General features: G+C 68.9%; 16 protein-coding genes, 1 tRNA gene, 1 other RNA gene and 2 pseudogenes. 9 read left to right on the forward strand and 11 right to left on the reverse strand.

Annotated features, from left to right (window positions below; translation table 11 throughout):
- Nucleotides 1-45: 45 nt before the first annotated feature.
- Nucleotides 46-453 carry a VOC family protein gene (locus F6J84_RS08320; RefSeq protein WP_150972932.1) on the reverse strand — a complete coding sequence of 136 codons (408 nt, stop codon included), beginning with the start codon at nt 451-453 and terminating at the stop codon, nt 46-48.
- Nucleotides 454-726: 273 nt separating this feature from the next.
- On the opposite strand from F6J84_RS08320, the gene F6J84_RS08325 reads away from it, so the two are divergent.
- The gene (locus F6J84_RS08325; protein ID WP_150972934.1) at nt 727-1,557 is read left to right on the forward strand and encodes an alpha/beta fold hydrolase; all 831 of its coding nucleotides are present in this window, start codon (nt 727-729) and stop codon (nt 1,555-1,557) included.
- Between the two features lie 24 nt (nt 1,558-1,581).
- Here F6J84_RS08325 and F6J84_RS08330 read toward each other — a convergent pair whose 3' ends face one another.
- The 3 genes from F6J84_RS08330 to F6J84_RS08340 all read right to left on the reverse strand — a co-directional run bounded on the left by F6J84_RS08330 (nt 1,582) and on the right by F6J84_RS08340 (nt 6,210).
- Nucleotides 1,582-4,581: a bifunctional [glutamine synthetase] adenylyltransferase/[glutamine synthetase]-adenylyl-L-tyrosine phosphorylase gene (locus tag F6J84_RS08330; RefSeq protein WP_150972936.1), complete on the reverse strand. Its 3,000-nt coding sequence runs from the start codon at nt 4,579-4,581 to the stop codon at nt 1,582-1,584.
- 7 nt (nt 4,582-4,588) lie between these two features.
- Nucleotides 4,589-5,926, reverse strand: a complete 1,338-nt coding sequence (gene glnA / locus F6J84_RS08335; RefSeq protein WP_150972938.1) for a type I glutamate--ammonia ligase — start codon at nt 5,924-5,926, stop codon at nt 4,589-4,591.
- A gap of 98 nt (nt 5,927-6,024) precedes the next feature.
- Nucleotides 6,025-6,210: an SPOR domain-containing protein gene (locus tag F6J84_RS08340; protein ID WP_150891590.1), complete on the reverse strand. Its 186-nt coding sequence runs from the start codon at nt 6,208-6,210 to the stop codon at nt 6,025-6,027.
- Between the two features lie 67 nt (nt 6,211-6,277).
- Here F6J84_RS08340 and ppgK point away from each other — a divergent pair, with 67 nt between their 5' ends.
- A complete protein-coding gene (gene ppgK, locus F6J84_RS08345; protein WP_150972941.1) occupies nt 6,278-7,075 on the forward strand; it encodes a polyphosphate--glucose phosphotransferase in 798 nt (265 codons plus the stop codon).
- A 49-nt stretch (nt 7,076-7,124) separates the two neighbouring features.
- On the opposite strand, the gene rnpB is transcribed toward ppgK, so the two are convergent.
- From rnpB to F6J84_RS08360, 3 genes are all read right to left on the reverse strand, one after another.
- Nucleotides 7,125-7,491: RNase P RNA component class A (rnpB, locus tag F6J84_RS08350), an RNA gene on the reverse strand.
- Between the two features lie 14 nt (nt 7,492-7,505).
- A complete protein-coding gene (locus F6J84_RS08355) occupies nt 7,506-9,233 on the reverse strand; it encodes a bifunctional 3'-5' exonuclease/DNA polymerase (RefSeq protein ID WP_238702419.1) in 1,728 nt (575 codons plus the stop codon).
- 16 nt (nt 9,234-9,249) lie between these two features.
- Complete coding sequence (locus F6J84_RS08360) at nt 9,250-9,984, reverse strand: zinc ribbon domain-containing protein (RefSeq protein WP_150972944.1); 735 nt, start codon at nt 9,982-9,984, stop codon at nt 9,250-9,252.
- Nucleotides 9,985-10,126: 142 nt separating this feature from the next.
- Between F6J84_RS08360 and F6J84_RS08365 the strand changes: the two genes are divergently transcribed.
- The 3 genes from F6J84_RS08365 to F6J84_RS08375 are packed head-to-tail and all read left to right on the forward strand — an operon-like array spanning nt 10,127 to nt 12,849.
- Entirely contained in the window at nt 10,127-10,933 is an 807-nt protein-coding gene (locus tag F6J84_RS08365) for an ABC transporter ATP-binding protein (protein WP_150972946.1), read from the forward strand.
- Between the two features lie 54 nt (nt 10,934-10,987).
- Nucleotides 10,988-11,995 (forward strand): aliphatic sulfonate ABC transporter substrate-binding protein, encoded by a 1,008-nt coding sequence (locus F6J84_RS08370; RefSeq protein ID WP_150972948.1) that lies wholly within the window; start codon nt 10,988-10,990, stop codon nt 11,993-11,995.
- A gap of 32 nt (nt 11,996-12,027) precedes the next feature.
- The gene (locus F6J84_RS08375) at nt 12,028-12,849 is read left to right on the forward strand and encodes an ABC transporter permease (protein WP_150972950.1); all 822 of its coding nucleotides are present in this window, start codon (nt 12,028-12,030) and stop codon (nt 12,847-12,849) included.
- 29 nt (nt 12,850-12,878) lie between these two features.
- Here the strand turns inward: F6J84_RS08375 and F6J84_RS08380 are convergent, their stop codons facing one another.
- A complete protein-coding gene (locus F6J84_RS08380; protein ID WP_150972952.1) occupies nt 12,879-13,997 on the reverse strand; it encodes a PQQ-dependent sugar dehydrogenase in 1,119 nt (372 codons plus the stop codon).
- Here F6J84_RS08380 and F6J84_RS15605 point away from each other — a divergent pair.
- The gene (locus F6J84_RS15605) at nt 13,996-14,361 is read left to right on the forward strand and encodes a glycine zipper domain-containing protein (protein WP_202980503.1); all 366 of its coding nucleotides are present in this window, start codon (nt 13,996-13,998) and stop codon (nt 14,359-14,361) included. The genes F6J84_RS08380 and F6J84_RS15605 overlap by 2 nt on opposite strands.
- Nucleotides 14,362-14,591: 230 nt before the next feature.
- Here the strand turns inward: F6J84_RS15605 and F6J84_RS08395 are convergent, their stop codons facing one another.
- The gene (locus F6J84_RS08395; RefSeq protein ID WP_150972954.1) at nt 14,592-14,822 is read right to left on the reverse strand and encodes a hypothetical protein; all 231 of its coding nucleotides are present in this window, start codon (nt 14,820-14,822) and stop codon (nt 14,592-14,594) included.
- 711 nt (nt 14,823-15,533) lie between these two features.
- Between F6J84_RS08395 and F6J84_RS15810 the strand changes: the two are divergent.
- Nucleotides 15,534-15,620: pseudogene (locus tag F6J84_RS15810) on the forward strand (DUF2510 domain-containing protein); the annotation flags it as partial.
- A gap of 201 nt (nt 15,621-15,821) precedes the next feature.
- Nucleotides 15,822-16,958 carry an SHOCT domain-containing protein gene (locus F6J84_RS08400; RefSeq protein ID WP_238702421.1) on the forward strand — a complete coding sequence of 379 codons (1,137 nt, stop codon included), beginning with the start codon at nt 15,822-15,824 and terminating at the stop codon, nt 16,956-16,958.
- A 274-nt stretch (nt 16,959-17,232) separates the two neighbouring features.
- Here the strand turns inward: F6J84_RS08400 and F6J84_RS08405 are convergent, their stop codons facing one another.
- On the reverse strand, nt 17,233-18,078 hold the full coding sequence (locus F6J84_RS08405; protein ID WP_150972956.1) for a hypothetical protein: 846 nt from the start codon (nt 18,076-18,078) through the stop codon (nt 17,233-17,235).
- Nucleotides 18,079-18,403: 325 nt separating this feature from the next.
- A tRNA-Val gene (locus F6J84_RS08410) sits at nt 18,404-18,479 on the reverse strand.
- A gap of 185 nt (nt 18,480-18,664) precedes the next feature.
- On the opposite strand from F6J84_RS08410, the pseudogene aceE reads away from it, so the two are divergent.
- Nucleotides 18,665-21,389, forward strand: a pseudogene (gene aceE / locus F6J84_RS08415) (pyruvate dehydrogenase (acetyl-transferring), homodimeric type).
- Nucleotide 21,390: the final 1 nt, after the last annotated feature.

Consider the following 21,390-nt stretch of genomic DNA (forward strand, 5'->3'; position numbering starts at 1 on the left):
GGAAACCGTTGACCCCCTTGTGCGAGGGCGGGAGGACTGCTCCGGCTACGCGTCGGACTCCCCGCCGTATCCGATCAGCCAGGTCAGCCCGAAGCGGTCACGCACCGTGCCGTCCCAATCGCCCCAGGGCCGTTCCTGAAGTGGATCGAGCACGTCCCCGCCGACGCTGAGCGCGGAGAACCACTCGCGCAGGACGGACGGTGCCGGGAAGCCCAGGAGCGACAGCGTGAGCCCTTCCGCCCGCACGGGGCGCTCGTCACCGCTCGTGTCCGCGCCGAACAGGTCGACGGGGCCGCTGAGGATCCCGTGCGCGATGGCCGTGGCGGATGCATCCCCCTGGCCGAACTCCGCCCGGGTGTGCAGCACCAGTTCGCCCCCGAAGACGGACTGATAGAAGCGGAGCGCGTCGGAGGCCTTCCCGTCGAAATGCAGATACGGCACGGGCGCGCTCACGCGGCGAACCTAGATCCCGGATCGGGTTTTGTCCAGTGCGTCAGCGTGCGATCAGCCGTGCCGCCACCCGCCGGGCCGTCCCGGTGTCGTGGCCCGGGTCCCGCAGGCGGGCACCGCACCGCTGTTCGTCCCCGCAGGCATGTAGCCGACGGGGGCATTGCGGCCGACACCTCCCATGCTGGAGCATGTCGCGTGACGCGTGCATGCCCTGGGGAGAAGCGATGGCAGGGGTCGACGCCGACGCTCCATCCATCACGAAAGGAAGGCACCAGCATGCCCACTGTAACCACCGCCGACGGCGTCGAGATCTTCTACAAGGACTGGGGCTCTGGCCGGCCCATCATGTTCCACCACGGCTGGCCACTGAGCTCGGACGACTGGGACGCGCAGTTGATGTTCTTCCTGCGGGAGGGATATCGGGTGGTCGCGCATGACCGGCGCGGGCACGGCCGTTCCACCCAGACCTCCGACGGCCACGACATGGACCACTACGCCGCCGACGCCGCCGCGGTCGTCGAGCACCTCGACCTGCGCGACGTCATCCACGTCGGCCACTCCACGGGCGGGGGCGAAGTCGCCCGTTACGTCGCCCGGTACGGGGGCGACCGGGTGGCCATGGCGGTGCTCATCGGCGCCGTCCCGCCCCTCATGCTCAAGACCGACGCGAATCCGGCCGGCACGCCGATGGAGGTGTTCGACGGCTTCCGGGACGGGACCGCGAACCGGCGGTCCCCGTTCTTCCTGGAAGTCGCGTCCGGCCCCTTCTACGGGTACAACCGTCCCGGGGCGGAGCCCTCGCAGGCCGTCATCCTGAACTGGTGGCGACAGGGCATGATGGGCGGTGCGGCCGCGCATTACGACGGTATCGCCGCCTTCTCGGAGACGGACTTCACCGAGGACCTGCGGGCGATCACGGTGCCGACCCTCGTCATGCACGGCGATGACGACCAGGTGGTGCCGATCGCCGACTCCGCGGAGATCACCATCACCCTCCTGCCGCACGGGACGCTGAAGATCTATCCCGGCTACCCGCACGGGATGGCGACGACCCACTCGGACGTGATCAACGCCGACCTGCTGGAGTTCATCCGGGCGACCGGCTGACCGCGCACGTCGCCGGCGTCGACCTCAGCCGTAGAACAGCTTCTCGAACTCGCGCCGCGCCCGCCGGGAGGCACCCATCCAGTCCTCCTCCACCTCGGTGGCGGAGCGCGGCGCGTACTCCAGCAGCCGGCCGATGCCATCGAGCTTGCGGCGGTCGCTGGGCAGCACATCACTCGTCTGTCCGGAGAGCAGGGTGTTCGCCGAGCGCAGCCTGCTCGCGAGACGCCAGGCCTCCCGGAGGCGTGTCACGGCGGGTCCGGGGATCAGGCCGGCCTCGCCCGCCACCTCGAGGGCCTCGATCGTGGAGGTGGTCCGGAGACCCGGGATGGCGTGCGCGTGCTGCAGCTGCAGCAACTGGACGAGCCACTCGACGTCGCTGAGCCCGCCCGGCCCGAGTTTGAGGTGACGCTGCGGATCCGCGCCCTGCGGGAGGCGTTCGTTCTCCACGCGCGCCTTGATGCGCTTGATCTCGCGCAGGCCCTGCGGGTCCGCGTGCTCGGGGTAGCGCAGCCGGTCGGCGAGTTCCATGAAGCGGCTGATCAGCTTCACGCTGCCGGCGACCCCCCGGGCGCGCAGCAGCGCCTGCGCCTCCCACGACAGCGACCAGCGCTGGTAGTACTCGGCGTAGGAGTCGATGGACCGCACGAGCGGGCCGTTTCGCCCTTCGGGGCGGAGGTCCGCATCGAGGTCGAGGGGGACGCGCTGGTCCTCGGAGTGCTGACGGAGCCCCGCCACGAGCTTGAGCGACAGGGAATGCGCCCTCTCCGGATCGACGCCGTTGGCCCGGTAGACGTACAGCACGTCCGCGTCCGAGCCGAAGCCCAGCTCCCGCCCGCCGAAACGTCCCATCGCGATGACGGAGAAGTCCAGAGCGTCGTCCTCGGGCGGTACGACCTCCCGCCGGACGGCACGCAGTGTCGCCTGGATCGTCACCTCGGTGATGGTCGTCAGCGCGTGGGCGAGTTCCTCGATCGTCAGGACGCCGAGGACCCCCGCCATCGCGGTGCGCAACAGTTCGCGCCGGCGCAGCGATCGGACAGACCGCATGGCCTCATCGATCGTGTCGTGCCGGGTCCGGATCGCCCGCGCCTCCTCCTCCAGGGCGCGCCCGCTCCGCGGTCGCAGGAGATCCTCGTCGTCGAGCCACGCGGCGGACTCCGGGATCCACTCCATCAGCTCGCCGATGTAACGCGAACCGGACAGCACCCGGGTGAGGCTCTCCGCCGCGGCGGAAGAGTCGCGGAGCAGACGCAGGAACCAGGGCGTGTCGCCCAGCCGCTCGCTGATCCGCCGGAACGCGAGCAGCCCGTAGTCCGGGTCCACTCCGTCCGCGAACCACCGGATCATCACCGGCATGAGATGCCGCTGGATCGTGGCCTTGCGGCTGAGCCCGGTGGTGAGCGCGGCGATGTGCCGGAGGGCGCCGGCGGGGTCCTGGAATCCGATGGCGGCGAGGCGGTCGTGCGCCTGCGCCGTCGAGAGCGTCCGCTCCCCCTCCGGAAGAGAGGCGACGGCGGACAGCAGAGGCCGGTAGAAGAGCCGGACGTGGATGTCGCGGACCTCGCGCTTCACGCCCTCCCACAGCTCCCAGATACCCGCACCGCTGTCGGCGAGCCCGCTGGCGCGCGCGAGCACCCGGCGGTCCTCGTCCCGCTCCGGCATCAGGTGCGTGCGCCGCAGGTACCGCAGCTGCATCCGGTGTTCGAGTACGCGCAGCACGCGATAATCCCGGGCGAACACCGCGGCCTCCGCCCGCCCGATGTACCCCTCGATCACGAGCGCGTCGAGGGCGTCCAACGTGCCGCGCTGCCGGATGCGGTCGTCCGTCAGCCCGTGCACGAGCTGCAACAGCTGGACGGTGAACTCGATGTCGCGGATGCCGCCCGGGCCGAGCTTGATCTGCGACGCGACCTCGGCCGGCGGGATGTTGTCGGTCACCCGCTCCCGCATCCGCTGCACGCTGTCCACGAAGTTCTCCCGTGCCGCGCTCGTCCAGATCTTGGGCTGCACGGCGGCGACGTACTCCTCGCCGAGCTCCAGGTCGCCGGCGAGGGCGCGGGCCTTCAGCAGTGCCTGGAACTCCCAGCTCTTCGCCCAGCGCGAGTAGTAGGACAGGTGCGATTCCAGGGTCCGGACGAGCGCCCCCTGCTTGCCCTCGGGGCGGAGGTTCGCATCGACCTCCCACAGCGGCGGCTCGATCTCCACACCGGAGATGCCCTGCATCGTCTGCACCGCGAGACGGGTGGCGATGTCGATGATGCGACTCTCCCCGACCTCCGCCGAGACGGCGTCGTCCGCGCCGCAGACGAAGATGACGTCGACGTCGCTGACGTAGTTCAGTTCGCGCGCGCCGGTCTTGCCCATGCCGATGATCGCGAGGCGCGTGGCGGCGACCTGCTCGCGGGGGAAGAGGCCGCCGACGCCCGGCCGGGACACCCGCGTGCGGGCGACGCTGAGCGAGGCCTCGAGCGCCGCGCCCGCGGCGTCCGCGAGCGCCGCCGCGACGGGCGCGAGGACCGCCTCGGAGTCCGGGGCCAGCAGGTCGAACGCGGCGATCCTGGCGACGATCCGGCGGTACGCGATCCGCAGCGCGACCCACGCGGACTCGTCCCCGGCGGCGGCGAACCCGTCGATGTCCCCCACGGCAGCCAGAAGCTCGGAGCGCATCAGCTCCGGTGCCGGCAGCGCTCCCCGCGCCCCGACCAGGATGAGCAGCTCGTCGGGATGACGGAAGAAGAAGTCGGCGAAGCCCTCGGATGCACCCAGCAGCGCCCAGACCGCGGGACGCGCCGCGTCGTCGGAGAGGACGTCGCGGACCACCTCGGGTGATCTCCGAGCGATACGGGCGAGCGAGCGGAGCGCGCCGTCCGGATCCGCGGCCCGGCCGAGGTCCGCGGTCAGCTGTGTGCGCTCCAGCGACGAGAGCTCGGCGATCTCATCGAGGAGGGCGACGGCCGCCGAGCTGTCGCTGAGACCGAGACGGACCAGGTCCGTCCGGGCCGTGGAACGATCCGATCCGGCCATGCCGGGCTCAGAGCATCTCGAGGTTGCTCTGCAGCTCGAAGGGCGTCACCTGCGATCGGTAGCCGGCCCATTCCTTGCGCTTGTTCAGCAGCACGTAGGTGAAGACCTGCTCCCCCAGCGTGTCCGCGACGAGCTCGGACTCCTCCATGTACTCCAGCGCCTGATCGAGGCTGGCGGGCAGCGGGGCGTAGCCCAGCGCGCGCCGCTCCGAATCCGACAGCGACCAGACGTTGTCCTCCGCCTCGGCGGGGAGCTCGTAGCCCTCCTCGATGCCCTTGAGCCCGGCGGCGAGCATGAGCGCATAGGCCAGGTAGGGGTTCGCCGCGGAGTCCAGCGCGCGGTACTCCACCCGGGAGGACTGTCCCTTGTTCGGCTTGTACATCGGCACGCGCACCAGAGCGGAACGGTTGTTGTGGCCCCAGCAGATGAAGCTGGGCGCCTCGTCACCGCCCCACAGGCGCTTGTACGAGTTGACGAACTGGTTGGTCACCGCGGAGATCTCGTTCGCGTGGCGGAGGAGACCCGCGATGAACTGACGGCCGGTCTTCGACAGCTGGTACTGGCCGCCCTCCTCGTAGAAGGCGTTCATGTCGCCCTCGAAGAGGGACATGTGCGTGTGCATCCCGCTGCCGGGCTTACCGCTCAGCGGCTTCGGCATGAAGGTCGCGTAGACGCCCTGCTCGATGGCCACCTCCTTCACGACCGTACGGAAGGTCATGATGTTGTCCGCGGTGGTGAGTGCGTCCGCGTACCGGAGATCGATCTCGTTCTGACCGGGACCGCCCTCGTGGTGGCTGTACTCCACCGAGATGCCGAGGTCTTCCAGCATCCGCACCGAGCGGCGGCGGAAGTCGTGCGCCGTACCGCCGGGCACGTTGTCGAAGTAGCCGGCGGAGTCCACCGGCTCGGGACCCGCGGGACCGTAGGTCGAGGACTTCAGCAGGTAGAACTCGATCTCGGGGTGCGTGTAGAACGTGAAGCCCGCGTCGGCCGCCTTGGCCAGCGCCCGCTTCAGGACGTGACGGGGATCGGCCACCGCCGGTGCACCGTCGGGAGTGGTGATGTCGCAGAACATGCGGGCGGTCGGGTCGACCTCCCCCCTCCACGGCAGGATCTGGAACGTGGTGGGATCCGGGTGCGCGAGCAGGTCGGATTCGTAGGAGCGGGTCAGCCCCTCGATCGCCGAACCGTCGAAGCCCAGGCCCTCGGCGAAGGCGCCCTCCACCTCGGCCGGCGCGATCGCCACGGATTTCAACGTGCCGATCACGTCCGTGAACCACAGGCGGACGAACTTGACGCCGCGCTCTTCGATCGTGCGCAACACGAAGTCCCGCTGCTTGTCCATCGACTCCCCTTCATGACCGGGTGACCCGGCTCCGATTCGCGACCGGTGTCCCGGCGTAGATCAATACTCGCGCACGCCGACGAGGGTGCGCGCCACACTCACGCGTCGTCGCGCGCGTCTTCCTCTGCCCACTGGCGGGAACGCTGCTTCAGGAGCTCCGGCGCGTTGGCCGCCTCCTCCGGCGTCTCGAACGGGCCCGCCCGGTCGATGGCGGGCGAGGCGAACCCCCGCTCGACCGCGCCGGTGGTCAGGTTGTACCAGTACTTCTCGCTGTCATCGCTCATGGCTGGCTCCCTCGCTGTCAGAGACGATCCTACTGATGGGGACACCTCCGCTGGATAGGCTGGGGGTATGGCATCGGAGAAGACGCGCGCGGTCGGAATCGACATCGGAGGCACCGGGATCAAGGGAGGCATCGTCGACCTCGAGAAGGGCGAGCTGGTGAGCGACCGGATCAAGGTCTCGACGCCGCCCGGCGCGGAGCCGGACGACGTCCTGACGGCCGTCCGCACGGTGCTCGACACCCTGGATGTCGCGGACTCCGACTATGCGCTCGGCGTCGCGTTCCCCGCCATCGTCAAGAACGGACGGACGCTCTCGGCGGCGAACGTCTCCGACAAGTGGATCGACTTCCCCGCCGAGACCTTCTTCGAGGAGGGCCTCGGCCGCGACATCCACTTCGCCAACGATGCGGATGTCGCCGGCGTCGCCGAGGTCCGCTTCGGCGCGGCCAAGGGTGCTGCGGGTCTGACGATCCTCACGACCCTCGGCACCGGCATCGGCTCGGCCATGATCTACGACGGCACGCTCATCCCGAACTCCGAGCTCGGGCACCTGCAGCGCGCGAAGCACGGCAAGGACGCCGAGGCGTACGCGGCCTACTCGGCCATGGAACGGGATGCGCTCAACTGGGAGGAATGGGCGGCGCGCCTGCAGTGGTACTACTCGCACGTCGAGTTCCTCTTCAGCCCCGACCTGTTCGTCGTCGGCGGAGGCGTCTCCAAGCACGCGGACAAGTTCCTGCATCTCCTGGAGCTGAAGACGCCGATCCTGCCGGCTGTGCACCGCAACAACGCCGGCATCATCGGCGCGGCTGCGCTCTCGCTGGGCGCCGCCCCGCACCTGGACGAGACCGTCACCGCGAACTGACGCCCGCTCCCCGCTGCCGCTGAAGGCGGCGGGGGCCGGGCGTGCGGGGCGAATGGGCCGGCCTGTACGCCGGGTTCTGTCCGGGGGCCGGAGCCCCGTGGACGGTCATCTATCTCGGCGACACGTTGCCGTGCCGCTCCAGCGGTCTACCCGGGGACTCGGCGGGCCGCGTCGTCATCCCCTGTCTGACCTTGCTCCGGGCGAGGTTTGCCGTGCGGGCCGTGTCACCACGACCCCGGTGGTCTCTTACACCACCCTTTCACCCTTACCGGGGCACGCCCCGGCGGTCTGCTCTCTGTGGCACTGTCTCGCGGATCACTCCGGGTGGGTGTTATCCACCGCCCTGCCCTGTGGAGCCCGGACGTTCCTCGGCGCGTGCGGCGAACCGTACGCGACGCGACCGTCCAGCCGACCCATTCGCGTTCCGAGTCTATCCGGGCGGATCGTGCGGGGTGACACCGTCGGGCTCGATGACCCGCACGTCGAGCGGGAAGTCGATCGGGAAGGATCCGAACATCCGGCGGCCCGCGGCCTCGGCGGCCTCCTCGACGGCGGCGCACACGGCGTCCGCCATCTCCCGCGGCGCATGCACCATGACCTCGTCGTGCAGGAAGAACACCAGGTGCGGTCGGGTCGCGAAGACCTCGCCGGACCGGTCGGCGCGCGGTGCGCCGACCTCGCCGAGCGCATCGAGCCGCGCGCGCAGCTCCGCGAGCCAGCACAGCGCCCACTCCGCGGCGGTGCCCTGCACGACGAAGTTGCGGGTGAACCGGCCGCGGTCGCCGGCTGCGCGTCGCGCCCGATCACGGACCAGCGGGTCCGCGCCCTCCGCGCCCGCCGCCGACGCCAGATCGAGCCACTCCGCATCCGGCTGCGGTGCCGCGCGGCCGAGCCACGTCTGCACCGTCCCGCCGTCCTCACCCGCGGACGCCGCATCGTCGACGAGTCGCATCGCCACCGGGTAGGCCCGACGCAGCCGCGGCACGAGTCGTCCGCTCTGCCCGGTCGTGGCGCCGTACATGGCCCCGAGCACCGCGTACTTCGCCTCCTCGCGGGTGGACACCGCGCCCGCGGCGACGATCCCGGCGTAGAGGTCGCGTCCACGGGCGGCCTCCGCCATCCTCAGGTCACGGGACATCCCGGCGAGCACCCGTGGCTCCAGCTGGGCGACGTCCGCATCCACGATCACCCACCCCGGGTCCGGACGCACCGCCGGTCGGAGCAGTCGAGGGATCTGCAGCGCACCGCCGCCGCTGGACGCCCACCGCCCGGTGACGACGCCCCCGGGGACGTACACCGGCCGGAAGCGGCCGTCGCGCACCCACTCCTGCAACCACGCCCAGCCGTTCGCGACGAGGAGGCGCGCGAGGCGTTTGTACTCGAGCAGCGGTTCGATCGCGGGATGCGGCTGGTCGGCGAGTTCCCACCGGCTCGTCGACGCGACCTGGATCCCCGCGCGCCGCAGCGCCCGCAGGAGCTTGGGCGGGGAGTCCAGGTTGACGGTGTCGTCGCCGAGTGCCGCCCGCACGCGATCGGCGAGGTCCGCCATCCGTTCCGGGACACCGGATGCGGGTGAGCGCTGTCCCAGCGTGTCCGTGAGGATCCGCTCGTGCACCTGTGCGTCCCAGGGCAGCCCGGCGAGGTGCATCTCCTCGGCGACGAGCGCGCCCGCCGATTCCCCGTGCAGCAGGAGTGTCAGCCGCCCCGGATCGGGTGCCGACGCCACGGCACGCAACTGGCGGCGCAGTTCCGCCACGGCTTCATCGACCGACGGTTCGTCCTGGGCGCCGACGACGAAGAGACCCTCGTCCTCGATGGAAGGGGCCGTGTGGTCCCACGCGTCGGCAGGCCCGAGCGGGCCCCGGCCGGCCGGGTCCACGGCGGTGCGCAGGATGCGACGGCACAGCCGCAGATCCCAGGCCCGCGCGACCCGCGAGCCGGCGCGCAGGATCGAACGGTAGGCGCGCGCGGAGTCCGCCCACACCCACCGCGTGTCGGGTCGCGCAGCCACGACCGCCGCGGCGTCGGCCGCGCGCCACGACCGACGCCCGGATTCGACACCGTCTCCGGCGAGATCGACGAGCTCGAGCGATCCGGCGTCACCTCGGCCGAGCACGCTCCACCGCGCTGTCCCCGCGGTGTCGGCTGCGGAGGTCACCAGGAGTGCGGGACGGTCAGAGGCCCGAGTCCGGCGTGCGGATGAGGATGCAGCCGCACTCGGGGCAGTTCAGGACGGTGTCGTCCGCCGCCTGGCGGAGCACGTTCAGGTCCGTCCCGGAGAGCATCATGTGGCAGCCCAGGCAGGTGCGGGCGTGGACGGGAGCCGCGCCCGGGCCGCCGCGTTCCACGAGCTTGTCGTACATCGCGAGCAGCGGGGCAGGGATGGCGGTCGCGACCGCGGCGCGGTCACGGGTGAGCTGCTCGTAGCGGGCGGTGGCCTCGGCGATGTGCGCCTTCGCCGCATCCGAGAGGGCCGTCCCCTCCGCATTCGTCTCGGCGATCCGGGACTGCTGCTCGGACACCGCGGCCTGCGCGGTCTCGAGACGCTCCATCACCTCGAGCTGCGTCTCCTCCAGCTCGCCCTGACGGCGGGAGAGGGAGGCGAGCTCGTGCTCCAGACCGGCGGCGTCCTTCGGGCTCGAGGTGGACGCGAGCAGGCCTGCGTCCCGCGCGCGGCGCGCCTCGACGACGGCGACGTCCGACTCGATGCGTCGCAGCTCAGCCTCCAGATCGTCGACCTCCCCCTGGCGCTGGGAGAGTTCGTGCGACAGGGTCTGCCGCAGCGCGACCAGCTCCTTCACTCGCGCCGCCTGCGGTGGGTTGCGGCGTGCCGCATCCGCGTGCGTCCGTCGGGTGTCGATATCGGCAAGATCCAGCAGTCGCAGCTGGTCGGCGGGAGCGGCATTCACCCTCCCAACCTACGCCAGCGCGCGGGACGCCGAGCGGGCGCCGCGAGATCGCGTGTTACCCCCCGTGTCGCAGGCCGTGCTTCGGGCCGACGGGATCGTTAGTTTCGTCACGTCCGCACCCCTCGCCCGACAGGAGCACACGATGACCGCCGTCCTCGGCGACACCCCGGTCCGGCCGGCGCACAGCGTGTCCGCGGCTCGGCTGCGCTTCCGCGGGCTCGGCCGGTCCTTCGGCGCCCACCGCGTGCTGCGCGACATCGACCTGGTCGTCGAGCCCGGGGAGCTCGTCGCGATCCTGGGCGCCTCCGGTTCGGGGAAGTCCACCCTGCTCCGCATCGCCGGGGGACTCGACCGGGCGAGTTCCGGAGACGTGCTGATCGACGAGGACCCCGTCGTCGGCATAGACGACCGGGTCGCCATCGGCTTCCAGGAACCGCGCCTGCTGCCCTGGCGTTCCGTGGCCGAGAACATCGCGCTCGGTCTCCCGCGGTCGCTCCCCCGTCCGGAGCGGGCGGCCCGCATCGCCGGGTTGCTCGATCTGATCGGGCTCACCGACTTCGCCGATCACCGCCCACGGCAGATCTCCGGCGGGATGGCGCAGCGCACGTCGCTCGCGCGTGCCCTCGCCCGCCGCCCCGGCGTCCTCCTGCTCGACGAGCCGTTCGGGGCGCTGGACGCGCTGACGCGGCTGCGGATGCAGGATCTCCTGCTCTCCGTGCTCGCGGAGGCGCCGACCACCACTCTCCTGGTCACGCACGACGTGGACGAGGCCCTGCAGCTCGCCGATCGTGTGATCGTGCTGGGCTCGGACCCGGAAGCCCCGGGCGCCCGCATCCAGCAGTCACTCACGGTCCCGGGCGACCGCCCGCGCGACCGCGGGTCGGCACGACTCGCGGAGATGCGCGCACAGCTGCTCGGTGCCCTCGGCATCGACCGCCACGCCCACTGACCTCGTCGCACCGCACCACCTGACCTTCGCCACAGCAGCCCGAAAGGCACCCTCATGTCGCTCCTCCGTCGCTCGCTCGGCCTCGCCGCCGGCGCCGCCGCAGCCGTCCTCGCCCTCTCCGGCTGCGTCGCCGGCGAGAATGCCGCCGCCGAACCGGCCGGCGCGGAGGAAGCCGGCGCGTCCACCTCCATCGCCCTCGACTGGGCCACGTACAACCCGCTCAGCCTGATCGTGAAGGACCAGGGCTGGCTGGAGGAGGAGGGATACACCGTCGAATGGGTGCAGTCCCTGGGCTCCTCGAAGGCGAACGAGGCGCTGCGTGCCGGCGCCGTGGACTTCGGCTCGACCGCGGGTTCCGCCGCCCTGCTCGCACGGGCCAACGGCGCTCCCCAGCAGATCGTCGACGTGGTCGCGCAGCCGGAGTGGGCGGCGCTGGTCGTCCCGGCGGATTCGGACATCACCTCGGTCGCGGATCTGAAGGGCAAGCGGATCGCGGCAGCGCTCGGCACCGACCCGTACTTCTTCCTCGTGCAGGCGCTCGAGCAGAACGGGCTGAGCGTGGACGACGTGACCATCGAGAACCTCATCCACGCGGATGGCGCCGCGGCCCTGCAGTCCGGATCGGTCGACGCCTGGTCGGGCCTCGACCCGATCATGGCCTCCACGGAGGCCGCCGGCGCGACGCTCGTCTACCGCGACCTGGAACTCAACTCGTACAGCGTGCTCAACGCCACCGAGGAGATCATCGAGAACAACCCGGAAGCCGTCCAGGCCGTGGTCGACGCCTACGAACGGGCGCGGGAATGGGCGCTCGCGAACCCGGCGGAGACGGCGCGGATCCTGGCCGACGCCGCCGTGATCGACCTCGCCGTCGCGCAGAAGGTGATCGACGAGCGCGAGGGTCTCGACGTCGATCCGGTCCCCGGCGCCGCACTGGAGAAGGTGCTCGCCCCGATCGGCGCCATCCAGGTCTCCCTGGGCGACGTAGCAAGCCAGAGCGCGCTCGATGAGGCGCTGGCGACGCTCTTCGCCCCCCAGTTCGCCGAGAAGGCCGCCGGCTGACCCGTCGTCGTCCCTGAAACGGAGGCAGAGACATGAGCACGACCGGCATCGAACCCGCATCCGCCCTGGAACCCGGCGCGGACAGGAGTGTGCTCTCGCGCCGCGGTGTGCGCGTGGCCATCGGCGCGGTGGTGCCGGTCGTGCTCATCGTCGTCTGGTACCTGCTCACCATCCCCGGTGACCCGATCGTCCCGCCGTACAAGTTCCCGAGCATCGAGTCGGTCTTCCAGTCCGCCGTCACGCTCGCGGAGCGCGGCGAGCTCGGCCAGTTCGTGGCGATCTCCATCCAGCGGGTGGTGCTCGGTTTCCTCGCCGGAGCGCTGCTCGGCATCGCCTGCGGCGGGCTCATCGGACTGTCGCGCCTCTGGGACACCGCCCTCTCGCCCTCGCTGGGCGTGGTCCGCGCCGTCCCGAGCCTGGCATGGGTGCCCCTGCTGCTCGTCTGGTTCGGGATGGGTGAGGAGTCGAAGATCATCCTGATCGCGATCGGCGCCTTCTTCCCCGTCTTCACGACGGTGTCGCTCGCCCTCCGTCACGTCGACCCGCACCTGGTCGAACTCGGACGCTCCTTCGGATTCGGCGGTCTGCGCCTCTTCTTCACCGTGCAGCTGCCGGCCGTGCTACCCGCCCTGTTCTCGGGGCTGCGTCTGGCACTCGTGCAGGCCTGGCTGTTCCTCGTCGCAGCCGAGTTGCTCGGCGCGTCGATGGGACTCGGCTTCCTGCTCTCCCGCGGACAGACGACCGGACGCATCGACCAGATCCTGCTCGCGATCATCCTGCTCGCGGTACTCGGCAAACTCACCGATTCCGCACTCGCCCTCGTGCAGAAGTGGGCCATCCGCCGCTGGGGCTGACGCACGGCGTCCGCTCTTCCGCCCGCGGGTCACGGGACGAGGCGCAGGATGCGGTCGTCGTCGGGTGCGGGATCGCCCCGGCCGTCGGTGTTGTTCGTCACCACCCAGAGCGAACCATCCGGGGCGGCCACCGCATCACGGAGCCGCCCGTACTCCCCCACCAGCAGTTCCTCCGCGGTGGCCGGGTCCTCGAGCGGGATGGACCGGAGGCGCGCACCGCGGAGATTCGCGATGTGGATCCGTCCGTCGACGATCGCCATCCCGCTGGGGCTCGCCTCCGCCGGGGACCACTGCTGCAGCGGATCGATGAATCCGTCCCGTCCGGCGATGCCTTCGACCATCGGCCAGCCATAGTTGCCACCCGCCTCGATCACGTTCAGCTCATCCCACGTGTTCTGCCCGAACTCCGTCGCATAGAGGACACCGGCGTCGTCCCACGCCAACCCCTGCGGGTTGCGGTGTCCGTAGCTGTACACCGGGGAGCCGGGGAAGGGGTTGTCCGCGGGGACCCGGCCGTCCGGCTCCAGTCGCAGGATCTTCCCCGCGAGCGTCTCGATGTCCTGCGCGCGCGCCCGGTCGCCGGCGTCTCCGACCGTGACGTAGAGCATGCCGTCGGGGCCGAAGGCGATCCGTCCGCCGTTGTGCGTCGCAGCCGCCGGGAGGCCGCTGAGGATCGTCTCCCCGGAGCCGAGACCGAGCGAGCCCGGCCGCCCGGTCAGGTCGAAACGTTCGATGCGGTTCCCGTCGGTACCGGTGGAGTAGGCGTACAGCCGGCCGTCGTGCACGGTGATACCGAGCAGGCCGCCCTCTCCTCGCGCAGCGACCCCCTCGACGACACCCGCCTCCCGCGGCGTGCCGTCGCCGGCGAGTTCCAGGATGCGGCCGGAGTCGCGCTCGCTGACGAGGGCGACGTCCTGCTCCGTGAAGGCGATCGACCACGGCGCCGTGAGACCCGTCGCGTGCACGACGAGCGACCCGGATGCCTCCGACGGCACCGGGGACACGGTCTCGGACGTCGGCGAGGGGGACGGGACGGATGGCAGGGCGTCGTCGGACCCGGTGGTGCATCCGGTGAGGGCGAGCGCACCGGCCAGCGCGACCGCCCATCCGGGCTTCCTGCCCTTCCCCCGCTGCGTCGATATCGTCATGCCCCCTTTCCAGCACGACGGCATCACCGCCGTCAAGGCATGGACGCGACGAGCGGACGTCCTCCCCGCGGTCGCCGGGCGCCGTCCTCCTCTCCTCCGCAAGGTCGAGAAGATCTCCGACGCGAGAGGGAGGCCCTCGTCGGCACTGCTGCGTAGCGTGACGGACATGAACCAGGAACAGGAGACAGGATCCGGGAAGAACGGAAAGGGCACCGGAATCGGCGTCGGGATCGCGCTGGGCCTCAGCGTCGGTGTGGCCGTCGGGATAGCGGCGGACAACCTCGCACTGTGGCTGGCGGTCGGTCTGGCGATCGGCATCGCCTTCGGCGCGATCTTCGACTCGCGCCAGAAGAAGCAGGAGTGACGGGCTCCGGTCAGGCGCGGACAAGCTCGATCACGAGTCCTCCCTGACGGCTGCGCAGGCCGCGTCCGACGTCTCGCTGCTGGTCAACAACGCGGGCCTGAGCCGGAGTCGATCGAGGTCGTCGTCGACGACTGGAGCGCCATGGTCAAGGCGTCGCTGTCCGGTGATCCCGCCGCCTTCTACGCGAAGATCACCGAGCTGCCCGGGGTGTGGTCCCCGCGCGACGGCGATCAGTTCCGGCTGACGAACGCTTCCAGAGCCTCGGCGAGGTTGGCCGCCGGCATCGGATAGTCCGATGTCGCGCCGTCCCCGCTGGGCACGTAGGTGCCGTCGTCACGCCGGTGGATGTGCCCCAGAAGGCCTCCCTCGCGCCCCTCGTGCGTGCCGAGGTGGAGACGGTGGCGGACCCGGTAGCCGTGCTCGTCGTCGCCCTCGACGTGGAGATCCTTCAACTCAGGCATGCCGACATCCTCCCGGGTCACCGGGCGCGGCGGAAGGGAGTGCGAGGGTCCGCGCGCCGCACGGTGACGATTCGGCACGGAAACGATCGCGGGCTGATCACAGAACCGTGCCTGGGAGCTGCACGGACGCACGCGGGGTTGATCTGCGGTGGGCCCTGCCGGGATCGAACCGACGACATCCACGGTGTAAAGGTTGCCGTTACGTGGATGTCGTTGATTTCACGTGTTTCACACGTTTCAGGTGTTGCTCATTTCGACCCGGTTTTCATCCTGGGGGGACACCGGGGGGACGCGGGAACCGGGCTGAGTGCGGCATTCAGACGGTCAACGGCGGCGGTGTCCGCGTCCGATCCCATCCAATGCGCGTATGTGTCTGCAGTGAGCTTCGCGGAGGAGTCAAGTTGCCCGCTTCTTGCCGCCTGAACAACCGCGTTGGGCAGATTTACGTCCGAGGTGATCTGCATTCGGTCCGTCTCGGCGCTGACTCGGCTTAGGCACTCGTTTCGTGGAGTGTGACGTCAGATTAGCCGACGGCGCTAGGCCCAGTGAGCCGCACGGACGGACATGTCCATCGAAGCCTCCGGGACGCCGCTGAAAGTACGCGATGAACTCAGACGCACCGAACGACACATGCCTCATCTAAGGCGGAAGATCGCTCGCTCACCAGCGCGGATGTCCTAGTCGACCACGTGATCCGTTTAGAGTCTGGGCGTGACGTCGATACCAGCTGATTGGCACGCTGACCCTACTGGTCGTTTTGAGCAGCGATATTGGGATGGGACAGCCTGGACCGAACATGTGTGGAGCGGCGGCCAACAATCGGTCGATCCGCTGGAGCCGGCCTGTAGCGTCCAGCACGTCACGGACTTCGAAACGGGACCCGACCCTCGCCTCTCCCCCGCAGCAGACATTCCCGCGGCCGCGCCTTCGTCCCAGGACGAGGAACCGCGGCTAACGCATCGCAAGAAATGGCGGCCAACCCGCCATGCTCACCGTGCCGTGGAACGCACCGGCGAACTAGGGAGCACGTCGAAAGACGGCGACGAGGAGAGTAACCCCATAGACCGCGCCCAAGAGACACACATGTCACCGCGCCCGTTTCCAGGATGGTCCGAAAGTGAGCGGGCCAAGAAAGCGAGCGAAGCCGCGCAATATCTACTGCCCGGCGAAACAGTTATCTATCAAGGGCCTGCTGGGATCCGCCGACCCCCGGTACTAGATCTCGTCGTCACCGACATGCGCGTCTTTACCTATCTCTCGGACCGAGTCAGCACGAGCATCGATCTCGATGCCATATCTGAGGCAGCGGTAGTCGAGACCAAACGGACACTTGCCGTCACTGACCACGAGGGTCGGGTGCTTAAGATCAGCGGGCTAGCCGACCAGGAAGCACCATACGTTCGGGCTGCGGTTGAAGTTGCGCGAGCTGCCGAGCGCCCAACCGCGGCGCTAGAAGCGGTGCGTCGTACTGAGGACGCAGCAGCCGAAGCATCTCGCGTGTCGGCGATGCTGATGCACGAACGCTGGCCTGATACGACGATCCTCGGCAAGCAGACGCGCAAGGGTGAAGAGGCCATTCAACGGCTCTGCCATGGAGAGGAAGCCCCGTGGCTCGTGATGTCTCCTGGATTCGCCCAGGGCCTGTTGGCTGCTTTTGACGATCGCCTCGCGATCATCAAGACCGGCGCGATGACTAGCTGGATGGCGGGTGCCTTCCTAGGCGAGCGCAGCACGACCTTCTACTTCACCGACATTAACGCCATCGAATACAACTCCGGATTCGCGTCCGGGGTGCTGGAAGTGCTTACCGCGAGCTATCAGGGCACCGCCAACAAGGACTACTGGCGCGGCACCTCCAGCTCTCGGAATGCGGACCGAAACGATCCATACACGCTGAGCAACACGCTGCCGATGGCTAAGGCGATCTACAACGAGTGGGCTCCGCACATCCAGGAACTGCGGGCAAGGATATCGGCGTCGAAACGAGCGCCTCAGCATGCGGCGCCCTCGTCCAATGTCCAAATGCCCGCCACGGACCTGGTCAGCCAACTCGAACGACTCGCCGCGCTGCGCACTTCAGAGGTCCTTACGGATGAGGAGTTCGCAGTCGCCAAGGCGCGCCTGATGAGTCAGTAGCCCAGAGCTACGCAGTAGCTGCATGCTCTCGAGGACGAGTCGACCCTCTTATGGCAGAGCGGTCCGCTAGGAAGCGAACACCGCATTTCCTCAAGTGACGCCATCGCCTGCTCAGGCGGCGTCGCGGTCATCGCGACGCCGAAACAGAACCTACATGGGGTGCTCCCCCGCACCGGGCATTCCGTACCGCCCTTGGTAGGCGCGCGAGCATCTCGACACCCCCTACATCAATCGAGTCCGAAGTGGACTGGGCGGGATCAAGCGCGCTCGAACCTTAACCCGGAGCAACACCAACGGGCATGGCTGGAGGGGTTTCCGCGGGGATGCTTAGCGGTTGGAACAGGCCAGCGTACGAATTGAGCATCGTCGAGACCTGCTCGTAGCGTTGCCGAAACGCCTGCTTCTTCACCTCCAGCGGAAACTTGTGAAAGCCGAAGCCGCGCAACACGGGCCCGGCTCCATCGTCGACGGTCCAAACGAGCTTGGTGAGCTGCGGCATGATCGCTCGCGCCACCCCCTCGCGTCCGCTCCCGACCGCTGCGTTAATGCAATAACGGAAAGCTCCGAGTGCGATGTCAGCGGCGCTACTGAGGTGCGACGCGTTGTCATTGGTCTGTCCGAAGAGCTTGATGCGGTCGTCTACCTGTCGGGTGAACCCATTCGGATAACGCAGACCCGATTGGAACAGTCCTTCGAGGTGGTCATACCGCTCGTTATCGCGGTCGATCAGCATCACGCCGGTCGCCCTTTCCCGCCCCAGCAGGTCATAGTAGGCACCGGTGACCACGTTGAGGGCGAAGTTCATCGAAGTGGAGTAGTCCTGGTTCGCAATAATGTCGTGCAGGATCACGTAGACGATCATCCGCACGCCGTGGGCGCTGAGAGCCGAAATCACCTCGGACTTCGCCCAAGTTGCCCGCTCGATCGTCACGTGAGCCGGACGAGTGTTCGTGTCGAACTTGAGGCTGTCGTTGACTCGATAGCCAGCTTCTGTTCGAATGCGGCGCATCTCCATGTCGATGGCGTTCGCCTGCTCCGGCGCAAAGACAAGTCCGCCCACGATGAAGAAGTGGCCCGGCACAGGGTTCTTATTTGTCTCATCGACGAGAAACCAATACACACGCAGATCCTGGCATGGCCGGTGGACAGCGCCTGCCCGTCGTGAGCATCAGCGCAGCAGTCTCCCCAAGCCCGACGCTGAGCCTGTGGCGTGCGGACGAAGGTCCTGCAGCGTGATTGAGTGAGGGCCGCTCGGTTTAGCTGGCAGGTCCGTCGGGCTCAGAAGCATGGCACGCTCGGCCAGCTGCAGATGCTCCGCGGAGATATCTTGCGGGCCAGAGACGACGAGGCTCATCCGGCGGGCCCACGACCGAGCTCGGGGGACGCCCGGGGGACACGAGCACACAAACGACAACTGGATTGCAACCCGCATCACAGTCGTTTCTTGGTGGGCCCTGCCGGGATCGAACCGACGACATCCACGGTGTAAACGTGGCGCTCTACCAGCTGAGCTAAAGGCCCTTCCCCCTCATTCTAGGAGGAGCGCGGGGCGGCGCCCGACCCCCGTCGGGGAGTGCCCCGCGGATCGTCCCAGGAGTGGCCTGACTCGCTAAGCTTGTGCGCGGTGCGTTGTTGCTGCCGAACAGGGCTTGCACCGATTCGATGGTTTCTTCCGGCAAGACCTGCCGGGTTATGAAAGGCGTCCAGTGACTGTCCACGATCAGGATCCGTACTCGCAGGGCCCGCAAGACAGCGATCCCGAAGAGACCGCGGAATGGCAGGAATCGCTCCAGCAGCTCGTCGAGGCGAAGGGTCACGGCCGCGGCCGCGAGATCATGCTCAGCCTCCTCACGAGCTCGCGCGACCTGCACCTCGGCGTCCCCATGGTGCCGACCACCGACTACATCAACACGATCGCTCCCGAGAACGAGCCCGAATTCCCGGGCGATGAGGAGATCGAGCGCCGCTACCGCGCCTGGATCCGCTGGAATGCCGCCATCACCGTGCACCGCGCGCAGCGGCCCGGCATCGGTGTCGGCGGGCACATCTCCACCTACGCGTCCTCAGCCGCCCTCTACGAGGTCGGGTTCAACCACTTCTTCCGCGCCGCGGACCACCCGTCGGGAGGCGACCAGGTCTTCTTCCAGGGCCACGCCTCGCCCGGGATGTACGCGCGATCCTTCCTCGAGGGACGCCTGAGCGAGCAGCAGCTCGACGGCTTCCGCCAGGAGAAGTCGGCCGCGCCCTACGGGCTGCCGTCCTACCCGCACCCGCGCCTCATGCCGGACTACTGGCAGTTCCCGACCGTCTCGATGGGTCTCGGCCCGATCAACGCCATCTACCAGGCGATGACGAACAAGTACCTCACCAACCGCGGCGTCAAGGACCTCTCCGAATCCCGCGTGTGGGCATTCCTCGGTGACGGTGAGATGGACGAGGTCGAAAGCCGCGGACAGCTCCAGGTCGCCGCGAACGAGGGCCTGGACAACCTCACCTTCGTCGTCAACTGCAACCTGCAGCGCCTCGACGGTCCGGTGCGCGGCAACGGCAAGATCATCCAGGAGCTGGAGAGCTTCTTCCGCGGCGCCGGATGGAACGTCATCAAGGTGATCTGGGGCCGCGAATGGGACGACCTGCTCGCCCGGGATGCCGACGGCGCCCTGCGCAACCTGATGAACGTGACCCCCGATGGTGACTTCCAGACGTACAAGACCGAGAACGGCGCGTACGTGCGCGAGCACTTCTTCGGCCGCGACGAGCGTGCCGCCACGCTGATCAAGGACTACACAGACGAGCAGGTCTGGAACCTGAAGCGCGGTGGACACGACTACCGCAAGGTGTACGCCGCGTTCAAGGCCGCCGTCGAGCACAAGGGGCAGCCGACCGTCATCCTCGCCACACGATCAAGGGCTACGGTCTCGGACCGCACTTCGAGGGACGCAACGCGACCCACCAGATGAAGAAGATGACGCTCGAAGACCTGAAGCACTTCCGCGACGCGATGCACATCCCGGTGTCCGACGCGCAGCTGGAGGAGAACCCCTACCAGCCGCCGTACTACAACCCCGGCCCCAGGACGAGACGATCCAGTACCTGCTGGAGCGTCGTCGCGCGCTCGGCGGTCACCTCCCCGAGCGGCGTTCGACCCACGTGGCGCTGACGCTCCCCGACGACAAGGCTTACGCCCTGCCGAAGAAGGGGTCCGGCACCCAGGAGGTCGCCACGACCATGGCGTTCGTGCGTCTCCTGAAGGACCTGCTCCGGGTGAAGGACTTCGGCCACCGCATCGTGCCGATCATCCCGGATGAGGCCCGCACGTTCGGCATGGACGCGTACTTCCCGACCGCGAAGATCTACAACCCGAACGGCCAGAACTACACGTCGGTCGACCGGGAACTGCTGCTCGCCTACAAGGAGAGCCCGCAGGGTCAGATCATGCACGTGGGCATCAACGAGGCCGGCGCCGTCGCGGCGTTCACCGCGACCGGAACGTCCTACTCGACACACGGCGAGCCGCTCATCCCGGTCTACGTCTTCTACTCGATGTTCGGCTTCCAGCGCACGGGCGACGCGCAGTGGGCGGCGGGCGACCAGATGGCGCGCGGCTTCATCATCGGAGCCACCGCCGGCCGCACCACGCTGACCGGCGAGGGTCTGCAGCACGCGGACGGGCATTCGCACCTGCTGTCATCGACAAACCCGGCGACGGTGTCCTACGACCCGGCCTACGGGTACGAGATCGCGCACATCGTGCGCTCCGGGATCGAGCGCATGTACGGCGGGAACCACCCGGACCGAACGTCATGTACTACATCACGGTCTACAACGAGCCGATCGTCCAGCCGGCCGAGCCGGAGGGCGTGGACGTCGAGGGCATCGTCCGCGGCATCCACCGCGTGTCCGAGGGCACCGGAGACGGTCCCCGCGCACAGATCCTCGCCTCCGGCGTGGGTGTGCCGTGGGCGCTCGAGGCGCAGGAGCTCCTGCGTCAGGACTGGGGCGTGGTCGCCGACGTGTGGTCGGTCACCTCATGGAACGAGCTGCGCCCGTGACGGCGTCGCCGTAGACGAGTACAACTTCCTGAACCCCACGGAGGAGCCGCGCACGGCGTACGTGACCGAGAAGCTGCGCGATGCGCAGGGCCCGGTCGTCGCGGTCAGCGACTTCATGCACGCCGTGCAGGACCAGATCCGTCCGTGGATCCCGAACCGGTACCTTCCGCTCGGCGCCGACGGCTTCGGCTTCTCCGACACGCGTGCCGCGGCACGCCGCTTCTTCAAGATCGACGGCCCGTCGATCGTCGTGCGGACCCTCCAGGGTCTCGCCGAGGAGGGCGTGATCGAACGCCGCGTCGTCGCCGAGGCGATCGAGAAGTACCGTCTGCACGACGTCAACGCCGGTACCTCCGGCAACGCCGGCGGCGAGAGCTGAC

The organism is Microbacterium caowuchunii (assembly GCF_008727755.1).
GTDB classification, from domain to species: Bacteria; Actinomycetota; Actinomycetes; order Actinomycetales; family Microbacteriaceae; genus Microbacterium; species Microbacterium caowuchunii.